The following is a 17,933-nucleotide window of genomic DNA, read 5'->3' on the forward strand; positions in this document are numbered from 1 at the left end:
AAGATGCCCATGAGACTCTCCAGAAAAATCACCGCCAGCGCCCTCGCCCTAACGCTCGGCGCAGGCGTACTCACCGCCCCGTACGCCGAAGCCCTTCCCGCCACTTTCCAAAGCCCTCCCGGTTTGAACATCGGCTATGAACGCGGTTGCCGGAACACAGTCTCCCACTCCGTGGAACCCGGACAGCATGCGCGCTTCTACGAACGTTCGGAATCAAACGGACAGGCCGTGGGGACATACCGTGTTGAAGATTGGATCAACAAGCGTACGGAGTTTTACATCTGGGCTGAGGCTGTTCCCGAAGGTGATCGTATGTTCCGACTGCTTCAGTTCACCCCTGAGCTCCGCAACGTTTCGAAGCAGAACGTCACGTACAAGATTGAACGGGTAAAGCCTGGCGTCTACGCGTGGAAGGACGTCGCAACTTCTCAAGGCACGCAAGACGTTTCGGTGAAGGTCACAGACACCCTGGGTCTTCGTGACTCAACGATAACCCTGGCACCGGGGGAATCCAAGAGTTCGTGGGCTCAGCTATCTGCATCAGACCTGAAAGAGAAGAAGGTTTGGATGTGGAAGATCACGGCCCCATTCGATCCGACAGATCGTGATCTGTACATGTCCCAGGCGCGCCCGGTCCTTGAAGGACACGCGGAACCGTGGCCGTTTGAAACTGACGAGTGCCAGCCCATGCTCCCGTCCCAACAGAAGACGGTGAGCGTCATCGCCGACGGTCGCGAGTACGACTCCGGCATTGTCGTGGCTAACGCCAAGGAGGACTATGAGCGCCTGACGGGAAGGGTTTTCTGGGCAGGCAAGCAGGTTGACAGAGCGCAGGTACGCGTTGATTCTGCAGGTAAAGTCTTTGTGACCTTGCAGCCGGGCTCCACTGGTGAGTGGGACGACAACAAGCCGAAGCAGCTTGATGTGGAGATCTGGGCGAAGCCACGTGAAAATACGAAGGATTCGATGTACGCGGCGTACAGCAACGAGCAGTTCTTGCGGATTGAGAATAAGGCAAGGCCTGGTTCGGTCGACCACAACTCGAAGAAGTTCGTGGGCAAGGTGAACATCGCTTCGTTCAACCCTGCTTACCCCGCCGAGAGCACGGTGCAAGCAGGAAAGACCCTCGAGATCTCTTTGGAAAAGACGATCACGGAGGTCATTGGTGGCCAGAAAGTCATCGATGGCACGACGTTTAGCGTCGCCAAGCCTGTTGGTGGTTGGAACGCGACGATTGATAAAAAAACTGGCACGTTGACTGTGGCCGCGCCGGCAGATGCGCGTGCCGGCGAGGTACAGGCGCTCGAGGTAACGGTCACCTACCCGGATGGCTCAAAGGACGTTTTGAAACCGGGTGTCAAGGTCGCCACCGAAGCCGACTTCCATAACCCGAAGTACGGCGAAGGAAAGGGTAAGCCCGGCGACACCATCATTTTGGAGCAGCTGACCCCAGGCATCCCGTCGGGCTCGACGTATGTGATCTCCCCAAACCAGATCCTCGGTGACTGGAAGCCGACCATTGATCCGAACACCGGCAAGATCACCGTTGTCATCCCGCCGAGCGCGAACGAGGGAGACGTGCAGCAAATTCTCGTCGACGTCACGTACCCGGACGGCACGAAAGACGAACGGGTACCGGCCAAGGTGACCGTCGAAAAGCCTGCGAGCCCTGGGGTTCCAACCAACCCGGTCACCGTGTACCCCGGTTACACCATCAACATCACCATTGGCGGCCCCGGTACTACGGCGACGATCGACCCGTCGAAGATCCCCGCTGGCTGGATCATCACCCCTGGGCCCGATGGGACCCTCACGGTCATTGTGCCCCCGGGATACAACGGGCCAGACAAGGTCACCATTCCAGTCACGGTGACGCAGCCAGGTGGCGGCACCAAGGTCATTGAGATTCCGGTCGTGGTGGAAAAGCCAGGCACACCGGGCACCCCGACGAATCCGATCATCGTCTACCCAGGTGGACCGTACGTGATCAACCCAACGATCATCGGCAACCCCGCTGGCACGAAGTTTGAACTCGATCCAAAGTGGACGGCACCTGCGGGTTGGGTAGTCACCGTTGACCCGAGCACCGGCCAGCTGACGGTGACTGTTCCTAGCACGGCAAAACCCGGTGAGACGGTAACAATTCCGGTCAAGGTCACCCTGCCCAGCGGTGAAACCAAGATCATCGAGGTTCCGTTCGTGGTCGGCGGCGGCACAGTCGTTGGGCAGCCGGGCAACCCGATTATCGTGTACGTGCCAGGCGGCACGAACGCGGGCACGATCAAGCTTCCCGAAGGCTGGAGCTACGCCCGCGACGGCGACAAAATCACGATCATCGTCCCGCCCGGCGCTAACTCAGGCAACAACACCGTGGTGATCCCCGATGGCAAAGGCGGCGAGATCAAGATCAACGTCGAGGTCACACGGCCTGGTGCTGGCGGCTCCAGCGACAATGGGTCCTCGAACAAAATCAACCAATGCTTCCAGGACATGTCTTCGGAGGCTGGTCCATGGATGGCACTGCTTCCGCTGGGTCTGCTCTTCCTGATCGGTCTGCCAATCGCCGGGCCATTCAGCCACGAGCTTGGTAAATCCATAGGAGCCGTAACCGACAAGCTGGGCATCAAAACCCCGGACTTCGGTAACGGTGGCCACGGTCGCCCACGCTCCGAAGCGGAGATCCAGGCAGGTATCGAGGCGCAGCGTCTCAACGAAATGTTTGGCCAGCAGATCGCTCAGGCCGCAGGCATCGGCCTCGCGCTGATCGGATTGTCCAGCCTGATCGGCTTCATCGGTTGGTACTGCAATGCCACGCCGGAGGAGCACGCGAAAGCCGGGGCTTCTTCGTCGCGAAGCAAGTGAGCCAGCTAGCGCGCTAGACTCAGCGCGTGCCCCAACGAAAGCTTTTCGCACTCTGCTTATCGACGATTGCCCTCACCCCAATCGTCCTTTCTGGCTGCACGTTCTACTACGACCGGCCGACCGTGACCAGCACCATGACGACGACGGCGACCTTGTCCCCAGGCGAGGTCCCGCCGTCGTCATCGTCATTGGAGCCGACTGCTGGGTCCAGCACTGTGCCGAGCAGTACCGTGCCGAGCAGCTCGTCCCTCAGCTCGACACTTCTTCCCGAACCCGAAAAAGTGGTCGCACGCTGCGGTAACCCGGGCAAAGAAGAGCGTGGAACGACCTACTACGTCGACGGCACGAAGGGTTTGACTCAGCTCTGCTACGACCTCATGCCTGAGTAAGGCAAAAAATTAAGCCCCAGCATGAGCCGGGGCTTTGGCGGAGGATGTGGGATTTGAACCCACGAGGGTATTGCTACCCGCACGCGTTCCAGGCGTGTGACATAGGCCGCTAGTCGAATCCTCCTAGGACGCTAAAGCGTCGAGCACTCACTTTAGCGGATTGGACGGTGGTGACAAAATCGTCGATAAGCGTGCTCTGAGCGTGCTTTTTGAAAGCCTTGAGAAAGCCAACTAGACTACCCAACAGGATCCCACGCGGTGCTTATCTTGTGAACTCCCCCAGGGCGGGAACGCAGCAAGGGTCAGCGAGCTCTGGCAGGTGCGTGGGGTCCCTTTTTTGTGCGCAAGATGGGCGGGAAATTGGGGTTATCCACAGCCTACGCACTGTTCAACCTGCGGATTTGCGTTTTGTCCACAGGTGGGGAGGTTCTTGTCCCGTTGTGTTGTCGGGACCGGTTGCTATCGTGAAAGCATGTCAAAAAGACATAGAACAAACAAGCGTATAAAAGTTCTCTAAGGCTGCAAAAATAGCCTTGAATCGTTCATACGTACGAGTGTACAATTGAGATTGTAGGGAGGGATGCACAATGACAACAGACAACACGGGCACGGACCACGATGAAGGCGGCGCCTACTTCAGGACGGAACTGGAGTCGGATCCCGTCGCGGAGGCTGCGACGTTCATGCGGATGATGGAAGCGGAGATCTTCGGTGACTACGCCCATGGCTGGATGGACATCGATGATTTGGAAGTCCACGTTGAATCGCTGGCGCGTTCGACGGGCTGGGGTAGGCAGCGCGTAACCAAGGGAATTTTCGCGTACAAAAGGCTCGATGACTTGCCGTTATTGCGGGAAATGCAGGAGGTTCATCACAGGCTGGATCTTGGGCGTTTGATTGCTATCGACGAAACGCTGAACCAGCTGGGGCCTGACGCCGGATACAGCGTGATGTGCGAATTCGATTTAATGCTGTGCTGCTTGCTTGATCCGCAACGGCCAGCACAAGAATTGCCGTCGCCGCGGGTGATCAAAGAGCGGATTAAGAAATTGATTGCCTCGATGGACGCCGGCATTGCGCACGACGAAGAGAAGCGGGAAGAGCGCGAGAAGAAGGGCAACGCCGCCAAGAAGACGATTGAGCTCACTGTCTCCTCCGCGGAAGAGGTCGGGCGGGCCGCGATGACGCTGAGCGCTGATTCCACAACAATTACGGCGCTCACCGCCGTGATTGAGAAGACGGCGCGGGAACTCAAGCTAGGAAAAGGTGAGGCCGCGCGCCAGATCATCCTGGGCGAAACTGACCCGGCGCTGGGAGCCAAGCTCTACGGCTTCGTCGCGCTGGATGCCACCGGTGCCCCAGTTCCAGGTGAGTCGATCTACTTCCCACGTTTCGGATGGACGGACGCGATCGGCAACGAAGCCTTTGAGTCACTGGTGGCGGAGGAAGACTGCGCCATCGTGAATCTCCTCGACGTGGCGGACCAGGAGACCGAAGCGTACGTCCCCACGGAAAGCATGAGGGCGTACGTCATCGCTAGGGACGGTACGTGCATCTGGCCCGGCTGCGGCATGGCGGCAGAGCGTTGCCAGTTAGATCACCGCGTTCCCTTCGATGAAGGCGGCAAAACCACGCCGAATAACCTGTTCGCCCTATGCCAACACCACCACAACCTCAAGACCCAGCGGCGCGCAACGTACATCCCGGATCCGGAGTCCGGTGAAATCGTGTGGCTTTTTAACGACGGGACGTACTCCAAGGTCATGCAGGACGGCTTCCTGTACAACCAGCTATCCACGCGCACCGCAGGGTGGGGAAGTACGTCGCTCGCGGAAAAGCGGCGTGAAATCGCCGTCGAGGCGGAATTCTTGGCACGGGGCCACGCAATCCTCGACGCCTGCGAAGAAGCGGCCGATGAGGACGAGTTCTGGGAGGGCATTAAAGCCCTGCAAGCGTTGGAGAAAGAGTATGAAAGATTCTTCCCATTCGATCCCGTGGCGCCAGAGGGAGTGGAGTTTGAACCCTGGGATCGCCTCGAACAGGGACCCACGGAATCGGTACGATAGGCACCAGAAAAGCGACAACATACAGAGGATGAAACGCCATGTCTTTGCTTGATCTTGATACTTCCGCGCGCGAAGAACTCGCTGCGCAGGTCCAGGCCGAATACCAACAGCTGAAGGACCGTAACCTGAACTTAGACCTGACCCGTGGAAAGCCGTCTTCGGAGCAACTCGACATCTGCTCCGGCCTCCTTTCACTCCCCGGGGATGATCACACGGACGCCACAGGGGCAGATGTGCGCAACTACGGGAACCTGAAAGGTATCCAGGACATCCGTGAACTTTGGTCGGACGTCATCGGCATCCCGGTGGAGAACATTTACGCGGGCGATTCATCGTCGCTGAACATCATGTTCGACCTCGTGTCGTGGTCATGCTTGTTCGGTAACAACGATTCTCCACGCCCGTGGTCACAAGAAGAAACCATTAAGTGGATCTGCCCGGTTCCGGGATATGACCGGCACTTCTCCATCACGGAGAAGCTCGGTTTTGAGATGATCCAGGTTCCCATGCTTGAAGACGGCCCAGATGTTGATGCCGTCGCTGAACTCGCGAAGGACCCAGCGGTCAAGGGCATGTGGGTTGTTCCGATGTTCTCCAACCCAACTGGATACACGGTCACTGAAGACGTTGTTCGTCGTCTGTGTGAGATGGAGACTGCGGCTCCAGATTTCCGCATTGTGTGGGACAACGCTTATGCAATCCACACGCTGACTGACGAGTTCCCGCCGATCATTGACGTTTTAAGCGCGGCAGAAAAAGCGGGCAATCCGAACCGCTTCTGGGTCATGAGCTCGACGTCGAAGATTACGCAGGCAGGTTCGGGCGTGGCGTTTTTTGCGTCGTCAAGCGAAAATCTCGCGTGGTACGCAGACATCGCTGGGATCCGCGGAATCGGTCCGAACAAGGTGAACCAGCTCGCGCACGCGAAGTTCTTCGGTGACGCTGAGGGTGTGCGTGACGTGATGCGCAAGCATGCGGAATCGATGGGGCCGAAGTTTGCTGCCGTCGACGAGATTCTGCAGAACCGACTCGGTGAGTATGAGGTGGCGCGGTGGACCAAGCCGACCGGCGGTTACTTCATTTCCCTCGATGTTGTGGACGGCACCGCGACGCGAGTGTGGGAGCTGGCGAAGGACGCAGGAATCACGTTGACGAAGGCTGGTTCCTCGTACCCGCTGGGCCAGGATCCGAACAACCGGAACATTCGGCTTGCACCGTCGCTCCCGCCGCTCGAGGAAGTGCGTACCGCGATGGATGGCGTGGCCACCTGCGTGCTTCTGGCTGCGCTTGAAAAACTCGGGTAGGCGTCGGTGGCGCTATATCGCAAGTACCGTCCCGCGTCTTTCGCGGAGATGATCGGCCAGGAGCAAGTGACCAAGCCGCTGTGCGCAGCCTTGGACAATGGCCGGATCAATCATGCTTACTTGTTTTCGGGGCCGAGGGGAACGGGTAAGACGTCGTCGGCACGCATTTTGGCGCGCTCTTTGAACTGCGTCGAGGGGCCTACGTCGACCCCGTGCGGCGTGTGTTCCTCCTGCGTGTCGCTGGCGCCCGGTGGCCCCGGCAACCTTGACGTGAAGGAGCTAGACGCGGCGTCGAACCGCGGTGTCGACGACATGCGATCGCTGCGTGAGAGTGCCTTGTTCGCCCCGGCGGAATCGCGTTATCGCGTGTTCATCGTGGATGAGGCCCACATGATCACGCGCGAGGGATCAAACGCGCTGCTCAAGATCGTGGAGGAGCCGCCGGAACATCTCATCTTTATTTTTGCGACGACGGAGCCGGAAAAGATCATTGGAACGATCCGCTCACGCACGCACCACTATCCGTTCCGTCTGCTTACTCCGCCTGCGATGCGCGAGTTGATTCACCGTACCGTGGTTGCGGAGGGCGTCCATGTGGATGAGGACGTGTATCCGCTGGTGATTCGGGCTGGCGGTGGCTCGCCGCGCGATACTCTCTCGATCCTCGACCAGCTCTTGGCCGGCGCGGGGGAGCAAGGCCTGACGTACGACGTCGCCTTGCTGTTGCTTGGGGTTACGGACTCTTCGCTTATCGACGCGACGGTGAATGCCCTGGCCGCACACGACGCCGCCGGACTTTTCTCCGTGGTCGATGGAGTGATTGAGGCGGGCCATGAGCCGCGCCGGTTTGTGACGGATCTTTTAGACCGCCTCCGTGATTTGACTGTGCTGCAGTTCGTTCCTGACGCGATTGAGCAGGGGCTTGTCGACGCTCCTACGGATCGCGGCGAAACACTGAAGCAGCAGGCCGCGCTGTTCACTGGGGCGCAGCTTGCGGATCTCGCCACCGAAGTCAATGACCGCGTGAGCGATCTGAAAGGCGCCACCTCTCCTCGTTTGTTGCTCGAGATCATGATGGCGCACTTGGTGGGTAGTGGCTCGAATCCCACTGCGGTCCCGGCTGTGCAGCAGAGTCCGCCGCAACCAGCGCCACCACAACCAGCGCCGCCGCAACCAGCACCGCCGCGACCTGAGCCACCCAGAGATTCCCTTGCCCAGATTCGGGAGTCCTGGGAAGAGATCCGCGGGAAGGTGCAGGGGCGCAATAAGGTCGCCGGGATCCTCCTTGCCGAAGCGCAGCCGGTGGAGCTGGATGGCCAAACGCTGGTTATCGGGCACAACACGGGTGCGTTGGCGCAGCGTCTCAACCTCGATGTGAATCGAAGCGCCATTGAGAGTGCGTTAAGGGACGTGGTTGGCACGGCAATCTCTGCACGCTTCGTCGTAGGCACTGGGTCAAGCACTGGGCAAAGCACGGGGTCCAGCACGGAACCCGAACCAGAGCCCGAACCCGAACCAGAACCAGAGCCCGAACCCGAACCAGAACCAGAACCAGAACCGTATTCCAGGGAGGCCGAGGAAGAGGACATGGTGAATCAGTCCCAGGAAGCTGGTGAGCTGGACCACCGTAACCCGACTGAGATGGCGAGGGACTTGCTGGCTGATGAGTTGGGGGCCCGGCCGGTCTGAGGCAAGTAAGGCAAGGCGGGTGGGTACACTGGGAAAAGCAAAATCTCGAAGTAGAGGAAGAAAGTAGAAGGTCGATACAATGACTACTCCTGAGCAGGGTATGCCGGATATGGAAGAAATCATCCGCCAGGCAGCCGAGGTCCAGGCGCAGATCCAGCGTGCGCAGGAAGAAATTCTTGCGACCGTGGTGGAGGGCACCGCAGGCGGCGGCTTGGTCACCATCACCATGACCGGTGGTGCGGAGATCCAGGACCTGGCTATTAAGCCGGAAGCAGTGGACCCGAATGATGTGGAGACGCTGCAGGACCTGATCCTCGCTGCATACCGTGACGCTCACAACCGTGCTGCGGAGATCGCGCAGGCGAAGATCGCTCCGTTCACCGAGAACACGGGTCTTGGCGGCGGTCTGCAGTAAATGTTTGAGGGCCCGCTCCAAGATCTGATCGACGAATTTTCTCGTCTTCCCGGGGTCGGGCCGAAAAGCGCCCAGCGTATCGCGTTCTTTCTGTTGAAGTCCGACCCAGAGGACATTGACAGATTGCGTGACGCGCTGGGCGCTGTGCGTGACGGGGTGACGTTTTGCAGGATTTGTAACAACGTCTCCCGGGAAGAGGTCTGCCGGGTGTGCGCGGACTCAAACCGGGACGCTGGGTTGATCTGTGTGGTGGAAGACGCCAAGGACATCCAGGTCATTGAGCGCACGGGGGAATACAACGGCCGCTACCACGTTTTGGGCGGGGCACTTGATCCGCTGGCAAACGTGGGGCCGAAGGACTTGGCTATCGCGCCGCTGCTGCAACGCATTGGCGGGGTGTTGCCAGACACGGGGGACACAGCGCCGGAGATCCACGAGGTCATCGTCGCTACGGACCCTGATACGGAGGGCGAGGCAACGTCGTCTTACCTGGCACGCCTGCTCAAGGATTTCCCGGGGCTAACGGTGTCGCGATTGGCGTCGGGGATGCCGCTCGGCGGGGACCTTGAATTCGTCGATGAGTTGACGTTGTCCCGCGCGCTGACTGGCCGCCTGACGCTTTAGCCGCGGAGTCGTTCGCTGCGGAGTCGGTCGACTTCGGGGAGGGTGAGCGGCTCAAGATCTGCCAGCGACACGTCGAGGGCGCGGGCGATCAGCAGGTCCGCTAGCTGCGGGTTGCGTGCTAGCGCCGGGCCGTGCATGTATGTTGCGATCACGCTGCCTTGGACGACGCCCTCGCCTGAGTGCTCCACCACGTTGTTGCCGGTCCCGCGGGTGACAGTGCCTAAAGGTTGCGCGCCGGGGCCGAGGATGGTTGCTCCCAAGTGGTTTTCAAACCCGGTGAGTGGTTCGGTGAGCTCGGGCAGGGTGGGGCGTGAGGTCACTTCGCCGATCGCGCGGGACGGCATAGCGGCGGTTGTCGCGTCGATGAGTCCCACGCCGTCGACGATTTCGCCATGAGCGTGGAAGGTCTTGCTTAGTACCTGCAGGCCAGCGCACACTGCGAAAATTGGGCGGTTGTTGGCGGCGGCGCGGGAGAGGCCACCGTCGTTAAGCAAATGCTCTGTGGCGAGCACTTGCGCGAAGTCTTCGCCACCGCCCATGCAGTAGAGGTCAAGGTTGTCGGGCACCGCGTCGCCCAGCGCAAGCTTGACGACGGTCGCCTCAATCCCGCGCAACGCACACCGCTGGCGCAGGACCAGTGCGTTTCCGTTGTCGCCGTACGTGCCAAGCACGTCAGGGAGCACGAGGCCGATGCGAATTTTAGGCATTGATTTCCCTTTCTAGAGCACGCTTGAGGTCCCGGAAGGACGTGTAATTGGCCAAGACTTCGACACGACCGGGCGGGCAGGCGCGGATGGCTTTCACTGGGTCGTGGATGAGTTCGTGGTCGATGCCCGCGTAGAGCAGGCGCACGGCGAGGTCCGTGCCGCGCTCACCTGCGGCTTTGACGTGGGTGCCTTCGAAATCCTCGAAGCTGACGTCCCACAGCCAAGACAGGTCTTCACCGTCAGCGACCTGGCCATTGACGGAAATGACGAGGCCATCTGCGCAGCGATCCACCATGGACAGCGCCTCTTGCCAGCCCGCGGGATTCTTGGCCAGAAGCAGGTGGATCTCGTGCTCACCGAGGGTCATCGTGGAGTAGCGCCCGGCGACGTTGTCCACGGACTCAGCCGCGCGAACGGCAGCGTGTACGTCAATGTCGAAGGCGGTAACGGCCGCGGCGATGGCCTGGGCAGCGTTGCCCCGGTTAGCGTTGCCCGGCAGAGTGAGGTTCAGCTCAACGTCACCGTCGGGCGTGTGGAGGCCATCCGCGTCCACGCGCCACTGCGGGGTGGGGCGGCGGAACTCCCGGCCGTCGGCAAGCGGCTTTGTCGCGTACCAGTCCTCCCCGTCACGAACGATGAAACCAGGTCCGCGGGGGTTCGTGATGGAATCTTCGACCCACCCGGCGCCGGCGGATACCCACACGACGTTGGGCGCGTCGAAGGCGATGGAGGACACGAGCACGTCATCGCAGTTGGCAATCACGGTCATCGCAGGATGCTTATCGACGGCCGCCCGCAACGCCTTCTCGATCTTGTTGATCTCGCCGACACGGTCGAGTTGGTCGCGGGAGAGGTTGAGCAGGACTAGGGCGGTCGGGGCGAGCCGGTCCGCTGCCGCCGGGACGTGGAGCTCGTCGACTTCCAGGACGATGTGAGAGGCGTCTTCATTGGCGAGCAACGCAGAAATAATGCCAGCGTCCATGTTGTCACCGCCGTCGTTGGTGGCAACCGTGTGCGCGCTGCGCAGAGCGCTAGCCAGCATGCGCGTAGTGGTGGACTTGCCGTTTGTGCCGGTGACCAGCACGGTGGGCCGGCCGCGGCCGAGTTGGGCAAGGATCGTTGGGTCGATAGCGTTAGCTACCAAGCCACCGATCATTCCGCCGGCCCCGCGGCCAGTGGCGCGGGAGGCAAACGTGGCCATCTTCGCGGCCGTTACTGCTAGGCGTGTGCGCAATCGCATAAGGGGAAGTTTAATGCGCTGGGTCTGAAACAGCCGCAACGGCGGCGGTGAACTGGCTATCCGTGAGTAACGGAATCTCCTTGCGCTGCGCGTGCATGGCCTTACCGCGCAGGGCGGCTGGGTCACTCGCGTTCGTCACAACCAGGGAGGTTTCGCGGGTGACCTTTTCTGAATACGTAAGTTGTGCGTCGAGCGCCGCTTGGATGAGGTCGTCGTGGCAGGTTTGCACATCGTCGGTGATCACGACTTCCATGCCCGGCTTCAGGCCCGTCACAGGGGAGTAGGGGCCCGGGTTGTCTACCTCAGGTGAAGCCTTATGGGCATCGACGCGAATTCGCGCGCGCTGGAGACCAAATCGGTCCGGTGCAAGCTCTTCCGGGCTGCGGGTTGCTAGCTCCCCGCTTGCCGCTAAGCAGCGGTAGAGCTCGATCAATGTGTGCGTCCGCGACCGTGAGGTCTCTTCTTCGGCGCGCGCGGCGCGTTCGGCGCTCGCGGTAGGAGGCTCAACCGTAAGGCCAGAATCGCGGGCCACGGCCTCGAGTCGCTGGTCAACCGGGATCACGCCTTGGAGTCGCGCGGACGCTAGCGTATCGACGATCACCTTCGGCGTCGGCACATGCCCCACCCGCTGGCGACGACGGCCGTTGCGTTTCCGGTTCGCGCGCGCCGCAGCGTTCATTGCCCGCCGAGCCTCAGCGACGATAAAACCCCAGCTCGTGGGGGCGTCGTGGAGGATGAGTGTCCGACCGTCGATAAGCTTGTCCAGCTTCTTTAAGCTGCGGGAGAAACGCGGGGCTTGGCAGAAATCTGACCGTGGCACACCGTGGTTGTGCAGAGGACCCGGGTCGGTGACGGGGTTGAATACTGCGTGGAAATCCTCGCCAACATTGCCCTCAGCGTCGAACGCGACCGCGTCGAGCGTGAGCAGATGCCCTGAGCTGGGATGGATCCCCGTGGCCTGGAGGTAGACGGCGACGAAAGGATAATCGATGGCGCTTACCATCCCAACTGGAACAGGGGTTGGCCAGGCGGAATGTTCGATTCCACGCGCACACCGCCGACGTCATTGACATACGGGCGCGGGTTCGCTTGTGCGGGTGCGGCTGGTGCCGGCGCAGGAGCCGGGGCTGGCGCTGGCGCGGGTGTGGGAGCTGGGGCCGGAGCGGGCGCAGGCGGTTGTTGCCGCGGCACCGGGGCGGGGGCCTGCTGCACCGGCGCCGGCTGGTTTTGCTGGACCTGTTGGTTCTGTGGCTGGTTCTGTGGCTGGTTCTGGTTCTGCCGCGGCGCGGGATCCTTCTTTAGCTCCTCTTTTGGCTTGTCTTTGGGCTCTTCTTTTGCCTCGTCTTTTGGTTTCTCTTCAGACGTTTTTGGCTCCGACTTCGTGGGTGAGGTGGACCCGGTGAAGGTATCGGATACCTGGTTAGAGCTCACCGTGATGTCCTGGGAGTTCACAGCCATCAAGCCCACGCCGCCGAGTGCGAGCGCGACCGTGAGGCACGCCGCGACCTGGAAGCTGGTGTATCGCTTCTTTCTCTGTGGTGCCTCCGGCTCATCATCATCTTCGTCGGCTGCCAATGCTGCGGCTTCCGCGACGCTGTCAGCGGCGAACTGGGGTTCAGGAGCCAGGACGGGGATCGGAGAAGTGATCGGGTGTTCTTCCTTGGCCACTGGGTTGGCGGACACCGTCAGGGACGGAGCTCCGCCGTTCGGTGCGTGGTAACCGTGCGCCATTGGAATCACGCCGCGCTTCTCTAAGCGGCGCAACGTCGGGCTCAGTTCGGCGCCGGTGGCTAGGTCGAACTCGCCCACCTGCTCGCCGTCGATAAGCGCGATGACATCTCCAGCCGCGTCGAAGCCCACCTCGACGAGGAAATGCTTGCGCTCAGTAGACGTGGCCAACTTTGCGGTGGGGAGGTACGACACCTGGCGCGGGGCCCCGGTGGGGAGAAGCACCCAGGGCTCCTCGGGGGGTGTGTTTGCTGGCGTACACAAACCCGGGCGGGGGAGGCGCAGGTGCAGATCCAGGTCGTAATCCGCGACCTCGAGCCGCGCTGTGACCTGCGGGGACAGGCCAGCCTGGGCGATCGTTGCTAGCTCCGCGTACTCGCGGCTATCGGACGCGGAGAGCGTGCCGAGGGTGTGGCCTTCGAGCACAACCGCGAAGGGGCTGTCGTGGCCTTCGGGAAACTCGATGGAGACGGTGTAGTCACCTGCGGGCAGTTCGCGCAGCAGGTCCTCATTGAGATCATTAACGGGGATAGTGCGAATAGCGCCAAGGCCAAGGTCTGGCACCTTGTAACTGGTCGACGTCAACGCCCCTCCTTCGATCACGAGGTCTTTCTCAAGTTTTCTTACTGCACCGTAGGGTTATCTTAGCGCCCCAACGTTTCTCTTACAATAAAGCCGCGGTTGACCGCAGAGACGATCGCGTGAATTGATGCTCGAGTGGTCGATCCCGCGATGCCCACGCCCCATGCGGCGGAGCCGTTCACGTCCGCGTAGATGAAGCAGGCCGCATCCGCGTCATCGCCCGCGGTGCGGGACTGTTGGCGGTAGTTGCGAACCTCGAAATCGATGCCGATTGTCTCCAACGCGTTGGCGAAAGCGGCGATCGGACCGTTGCCGCGGCCCTCAATCTCATGGGCTTCGCCCTTGTAGTTGACCTGGGACTTTGCTGCATATTCAGGGTCGGCGGACTCATCCACAGCCTGAACGGAAACGCTCACGAGCTCCAGCGGGTCCTCCACGTCCAAGTACTCAGACGCGAAGATGTCCCACATCTGCTTGCTGTTGACTTCTCCGCCCTCAGAGTCGGTGATGGCCTGGACGATGGTGGAAAATTCCGCCTGCATTTCCTTCGGCAGGTTGATCCCGTGATCGGTTTTCATGATGTATGCCACACCACCCTTGCCGGACTGTGAATTCACGCGAATCACGGCTTCGTAATCGCGTCCGACGTCCTTCGGGTCGATCGGCAGGTACGGGACCTCCCACACGGTCTCGCGCAGCTCTTCCCAGCTGACCTCGGTAGACATGGCCTCGGGGCGTACCTTCTGCGCCAGGGCGTCCAGGCCCTTGTTGATAGCGTCCTGGTGGGAGCCAGAGAACGCGGTGAAGACCAGGTCACCCCCGTATGGATGACGCTCGGGGACGCGGAGCTGGTTGCAGTACTCCACCGTCTCACGGATGTGGGAGATGTCGGAGAAATCAATTTGTGGGTCCACGCCCTGGGTCAGCATGTTCAGGCCCAGGGTGATCAGGTCCACGTTGCCGGTGCGCTCGCCGTTGCCGAACAGGCACCCCTCGATGCGATCGGCGCCCGCCAGGTAACCCAGCTCAGCCGCGGCAACGCCGGTACCGCGGTCATTGTGTGGGTGCAGCGACAAAATGATGGAGTCGCGCTTAGCCAGATTGCGGTGCATCCACTCGATCGAATCTGCGTAGACGTTTGGCGTGATCATTTCCACCGTTGCCGGCAGGTTCATGATGATCGGGTTTTCCGGAGTCGCCTCCATGATGTCCGCCACCGCGTCGCACACCTCGACCGCAAAGTCCAGCTCCGTGCCGGTAAAGGATTCGGGCGAGTACTCCCAGCGCCATTGCGTATCCGGGTAGTCCTTCGCCACCGTCTTAATCAGTTCTGCAGCGTCCGTCGCCAGCTTCTTGATCGCCGCGCGGTCCTTGCGGAAGACCACCTCGCGCTGCAGTTTCGACGTGGAGTTGTAGAAGTGGACGATGACTCGCGGGGCGCCGGCGCACGCTTCGAACGTGCGGCGGATCAGGTGCTCGCGCGCCTGCACCAATACCTGGATGGTCACATCGTCCGGAATCATGTCCTCTTCGATGATCTCGCGCACAAAGTCGAAGTCAGTTTGGCTTGCCGACGGGAAGCCCACCTCAATCTCTTTGAAGCCCATTTGCACCAGCAGCTTGAACATGCGGCGCTTGCGCTCCGGGCTCATTGGGTCAATCAGGGCTTGGTTGCCGTCGCGCAGGTCCACGGCGCACCACTGTGGAGCGCGGGTGATCTTTTTATCCGGCCAGGTACGGTCCGGCAGGGTGATGTCCTCAACTTCTTCGGCGAAGCTCAAGTAGCGGTTCGACGGCATTGCGGAGTTGCGCTGCATATTCCACGCGGGTTGCCCATCAGGACGCGGGCCAGACGGCGTCACGATTTCGCCGGGAGCAGGGATGTTGGAGTTAACGGGAGACATGCTTAAAAAGTCCTTAACTAAAAGCTGAACTAAAGGATGTGGGGGATTCGGCCAGCATGACAAACTCCGCGACGGGGCGCTGGCCGTAGAGATGAAGACCTAGAACCCGCCGCGGCGTAGAAGTAGGGCGCTTCCGCGCGCGTGCATCGGGGCGTACATGCTGGCTACTATACGCGCTTAATGTGTCCGTCGTCACGCGGGCTTGCGCGAGAGGGCAAAGGTGGCGGCGAACATCGCGAGGACCGCCACCACCATGATGAGGTAGCCGACAAAACCCTCGACCTTGAAAGACTCCCCGAGCAACAAAATGCCCAACGTGTACGCGACTAGAGGCTCAAAGACTTTCATTGCGGGCAGCGATTGAGCAAGGTTGCCGGAGCTAAACGCATATTGCTGGACGACGGTGCCGATCACTGCGGAGGCGAGGAGCGCGTACAACGGCCAAGTGGTGACCAGGCCAATGATTCCGCCGTGGACGAACTCATCGACGGCAGTTTTAGAAAAAACGGCGAGGTAGCCGAACATTGCACCGCAGATCGCGCCCAGCAGAAAAGCGCGGGTGGTTCGGTCTTGACGAGCGGCGAGGTAGGACGTGACCACCATAGTGACCGCGCCGACAGCGACTGCGGTGCCCCATTCGACGCCGGTCACTGCGCGCGTGCCCGGTAGTGGCCGTCCAATGATGACGAGCGCGCCCACAGCGACCGTGAGGACGGTGGCCCAAAAACTTTCATCGACGTCCATGTGCCGGCCTTCAACGCGGGCGGCGAGAAGAAGCGTCATCAACAGCGACAAGACGAGCACCGGCTGGACGACAAGGAGTGAACCGTACGCGAGCGCGACCGCCTGGAACCCGTACGCCAGCCATGCCAGCGAGAGCGACAACCACCAGGTCGGCTTCTTGAAGGTCCCGAGCGTGGAGGAGTCGTGCTGAACCACGATTTGGTGGCGCCACACAGTGCCCACAGCGATCGTCAGCGCTGAAAGCAGCGCGAAAGTCACTGCGAGAACATTGCTATGCGCGTCAACTTGCACCCTGCCATCCTATGGCACCCAGTGCTGACGAATCTATTAGAAGACGATGTCGGGGGAATGCCGTAGAGTATTTCCCGCAACATTTTTTCGTTATATAGAGGTAGGAATACCGTGGCACTGATTGTGCAGAAGTACGGCGGTTCGTCGTTGGAGAGCGCGGAGCGAATCCGGGCGGTGGCGGAACGGATCGTCGATACGCATAAGGCGGGCAACGACGTAGTGGTGGTGTGCTCCGCGATGGGCGATACCACCGATGAGCTACTGGACCTTGCCGCGCAGGTGAACCCGGTGCCGCCGCCACGCGAGATGGATATGCTGCTCACCGCGGGTGAGAGGATTTCAAACTCACTGGTGGCAATGGCGATCGCGTCGTTTGGTGCGCCGGTGCAATCCTTCACAGGCTCCCAGGCTGGTGTTATTACGACGGAGCGTCACGGCAACGCGCGCATCCTGGAAGTCACCCCGGGGCGCGTGAAGGAAGCGATTGACGCCGGCAAGATCGCCATCGTCGCCGGCTTCCAGGGAGTTAACCGCGACACGAAAGATGTGACCACGCTCGGGCGCGGCGGCTCGGACACGACGGCGGTGGCGCTCGCCGCGGCGCTGGGCGCAGACGTGTGTGAGATCTACTCGGACGTCGATGGCGTGTACAGCGCTGACCCACGCATCGTGCCGGACGCGAAGAAGCTTGACCAGATTTCCTTCGAGGAAATGCTGGAACTGGCTGCATCCGGGTCAAAAATTTTGGTTCTGCGCAGCGTCGAATACGCACGCGCGTTTGGCGTGCCCATGCGAGTACGCTCGTCTTACAGCAATGATCCCGGCACACTCGTCGCCGGAGCGATGGAGGATATCCCCGTGGAAGAAGCAGTTCTGGTTGGTGTAGCTACCGACGATTCAGAGGCAAAAATCACCGTGCTGGGCATGAAGGACGTGCCGGGTGAAGCAGCGAAGGTGTTCCGCCTGCTGGCGGATGCTGAAATCAACATCGACATGGTGCTGCAGAACATCTCCTCTGTGGAAGACCACACCACGGACGTGACCTTCACCCTGCCGATTGCGGATGGGCCGCGCGCGATGGAGCTGCTGAAGAACCTTCAGGAGCGGGAGAGCTGGACAGACGTTACCTACAACGACCAGATCGCTAAGGTGTCCTTGGTCGGTGCCGGTATGAAGTCCCACCCAGGCGTCACGGCCGATTTCACGGAGGCTCTCCGGGACAACGGCATCAACATCGACATGATGAATACGTCTGAGATCCGCATTACGGCCGTCGTGAGGCGTGCGGAGATGGCGGACGCAGCGCGCGCGATCCACGAGCAGTTTGACTTAGGCGGCGATGAAGTCGCTGTTGTCTACGCCGGAACCGGCCGCTAGCTGCACGAAGA

The 17,933-nt window shown here is 60.8% G+C and carries 14 protein-coding genes, 1 tRNA gene and 1 other RNA gene; 9 read left to right on the forward strand and 7 right to left on the reverse strand.

The features are described 5' to 3' along the window. Positions 1 to 9 precede the first annotated feature (9 nt). Together CAQUA_RS00745 and CAQUA_RS00750 are read left to right on the forward strand one after the other, a co-directional pair. Positions 10 to 2,862: a YPDG domain-containing protein gene (locus tag CAQUA_RS00745; RefSeq protein WP_196824944.1), complete on the forward strand. Its 2,853-nt coding sequence runs from the start codon at positions 10 to 12 to the stop codon at positions 2,860 to 2,862. 26 nt (positions 2,863 to 2,888) lie between these two features. After that, positions 2,889 to 3,251: a hypothetical protein gene (locus CAQUA_RS00750; protein ID WP_196824943.1), complete on the forward strand. Its 363-nt coding sequence runs from the start codon at positions 2,889 to 2,891 to the stop codon at positions 3,249 to 3,251. Between the two features lie 35 nt (positions 3,252 to 3,286). Here CAQUA_RS00750 and CAQUA_RS00755 read toward each other — a convergent pair. Next, positions 3,287 to 3,375 (reverse strand) — tRNA-Ser (locus CAQUA_RS00755). Between the two features lie 118 nt (positions 3,376 to 3,493). On the opposite strand from CAQUA_RS00755, the gene ffs reads away from it, so the two are divergent. From ffs to recR, 6 genes are all read left to right on the forward strand, one after another. Continuing rightward, an RNA gene (gene ffs, locus CAQUA_RS00760) (signal recognition particle sRNA small type) lies at positions 3,494 to 3,590 on the forward strand. A 248-nt stretch (positions 3,591 to 3,838) separates the two neighbouring features. Then, entirely contained in the window at positions 3,839 to 5,317 is a 1,479-nt protein-coding gene (locus CAQUA_RS00765; RefSeq protein WP_196824942.1) for an HNH endonuclease signature motif containing protein, read from the forward strand. Positions 5,318 to 5,355: 38 nt separating this feature from the next. Continuing rightward, positions 5,356 to 6,621 (forward strand): aspartate aminotransferase type Ic, encoded by a 1,266-nt coding sequence (locus CAQUA_RS00770; protein ID WP_196824941.1) that lies wholly within the window; start codon positions 5,356 to 5,358, stop codon positions 6,619 to 6,621. Positions 6,622 to 6,627: 6 nt separating this feature from the next. Further along, positions 6,628 to 8,310 carry a DNA polymerase III subunit gamma and tau gene (locus tag CAQUA_RS00775; protein WP_196824940.1) on the forward strand — a complete coding sequence of 561 codons (1,683 nt, stop codon included), beginning with the start codon at positions 6,628 to 6,630 and terminating at the stop codon, positions 8,308 to 8,310. A gap of 79 nt (positions 8,311 to 8,389) precedes the next feature. Next, a complete protein-coding gene (locus tag CAQUA_RS00780) occupies positions 8,390 to 8,725 on the forward strand; it encodes a YbaB/EbfC family nucleoid-associated protein (protein WP_196824939.1) in 336 nt (111 codons plus the stop codon). Then, positions 8,726 to 9,349: a recombination mediator RecR gene (gene recR / locus CAQUA_RS00785; protein ID WP_196824938.1), complete on the forward strand. Its 624-nt coding sequence runs from the start codon at positions 8,726 to 8,728 to the stop codon at positions 9,347 to 9,349. Here recR and CAQUA_RS00790 read toward each other — a convergent pair. The 6 genes from CAQUA_RS00790 to CAQUA_RS00815 form a co-directional block, all read right to left on the reverse strand. Continuing rightward, positions 9,346 to 10,056 (reverse strand): type 1 glutamine amidotransferase, encoded by a 711-nt coding sequence (locus CAQUA_RS00790; protein ID WP_196824937.1) that lies wholly within the window; start codon positions 10,054 to 10,056, stop codon positions 9,346 to 9,348. The genes recR and CAQUA_RS00790 overlap by 4 nt on opposite strands. Beyond that, on the reverse strand, positions 10,049 to 11,296 hold the full coding sequence (locus CAQUA_RS00795) for a MurT ligase domain-containing protein (protein ID WP_196824936.1): 1,248 nt from the start codon (positions 11,294 to 11,296) through the stop codon (positions 10,049 to 10,051). The genes CAQUA_RS00790 and CAQUA_RS00795 overlap by 8 nt, the downstream gene beginning before the upstream one ends. A 10-nt stretch (positions 11,297 to 11,306) precedes the next feature. Further along, a complete protein-coding gene (locus CAQUA_RS00800) occupies positions 11,307 to 12,299 on the reverse strand; it encodes a DNA polymerase III subunit epsilon (protein WP_196824935.1) in 993 nt (330 codons plus the stop codon). Next, the gene (locus tag CAQUA_RS00805) at positions 12,293 to 13,609 is read right to left on the reverse strand and encodes a hypothetical protein (RefSeq protein WP_196824934.1); all 1,317 of its coding nucleotides are present in this window, start codon (positions 13,607 to 13,609) and stop codon (positions 12,293 to 12,295) included. Before CAQUA_RS00805 ends, CAQUA_RS00800 begins: the two co-directional genes overlap by 7 nt. A gap of 59 nt (positions 13,610 to 13,668) precedes the next feature. Further along, the gene (leuA, locus tag CAQUA_RS00810; RefSeq protein WP_196824933.1) at positions 13,669 to 15,510 is read right to left on the reverse strand and encodes a 2-isopropylmalate synthase; all 1,842 of its coding nucleotides are present in this window, start codon (positions 15,508 to 15,510) and stop codon (positions 13,669 to 13,671) included. A 192-nt stretch (positions 15,511 to 15,702) separates the two neighbouring features. Continuing rightward, entirely contained in the window at positions 15,703 to 16,512 is an 810-nt protein-coding gene (locus tag CAQUA_RS00815) for a DMT family transporter (RefSeq protein ID WP_290178483.1), read from the reverse strand. A 144-nt stretch (positions 16,513 to 16,656) separates the two neighbouring features. On the opposite strand from CAQUA_RS00815, the gene CAQUA_RS00820 reads away from it, so the two are divergent. Continuing rightward, positions 16,657 to 17,922 carry an aspartate kinase gene (locus tag CAQUA_RS00820; protein WP_196824931.1) on the forward strand — a complete coding sequence of 422 codons (1,266 nt, stop codon included), beginning with the start codon at positions 16,657 to 16,659 and terminating at the stop codon, positions 17,920 to 17,922. Positions 17,923 to 17,933: the final 11 nt, after the last annotated feature.

Source organism: Corynebacterium aquatimens (genome assembly GCF_030408395.1).
In the GTDB taxonomy this organism is placed as follows: domain Bacteria; phylum Actinomycetota; class Actinomycetes; order Mycobacteriales; family Mycobacteriaceae; genus Corynebacterium; species Corynebacterium aquatimens.

Bases quoted from the DNA above. Each gene is read 5' to 3' on its own strand.
- CAQUA_RS00770 (WP_196824941.1), top strand. From the start codon at position 5,356: ATGTCTTTGCTTGATCTTGATACTTCCGCGCGCGAAGAACTCGCTGCG.
- leuA (WP_196824933.1), bottom strand. From the start codon at position 15,510: ATGTCTCCCGTTAACTCCAACATCCCTGCTCCCGGCGAAATCGTGACG.
- recR (WP_196824938.1), top strand. From the start codon at position 8,726: ATGTTTGAGGGCCCGCTCCAAGATCTGATCGACGAATTTTCTCGTCTT.
- CAQUA_RS00800 (WP_196824935.1), bottom strand. From the start codon at position 12,299: ATGGTAAGCGCCATCGATTATCCTTTCGTCGCCGTCTACCTCCAGGCC.
- CAQUA_RS00795 (WP_196824936.1), bottom strand. From the start codon at position 11,296: ATGCGATTGCGCACACGCCTAGCAGTAACGGCCGCGAAGATGGCCACG.
- CAQUA_RS00790 (WP_196824937.1), bottom strand. From the start codon at position 10,056: ATGCCTAAAATTCGCATCGGCCTCGTGCTCCCTGACGTGCTTGGCACG.
- CAQUA_RS00745 (WP_196824944.1), top strand. From the start codon at position 10: ATGAGACTCTCCAGAAAAATCACCGCCAGCGCCCTCGCCCTAACGCTC.
- CAQUA_RS00780 (WP_196824939.1), top strand. From the start codon at position 8,390: ATGACTACTCCTGAGCAGGGTATGCCGGATATGGAAGAAATCATCCGC.
- CAQUA_RS00765 (WP_196824942.1), top strand. From the start codon at position 3,839: ATGACAACAGACAACACGGGCACGGACCACGATGAAGGCGGCGCCTAC.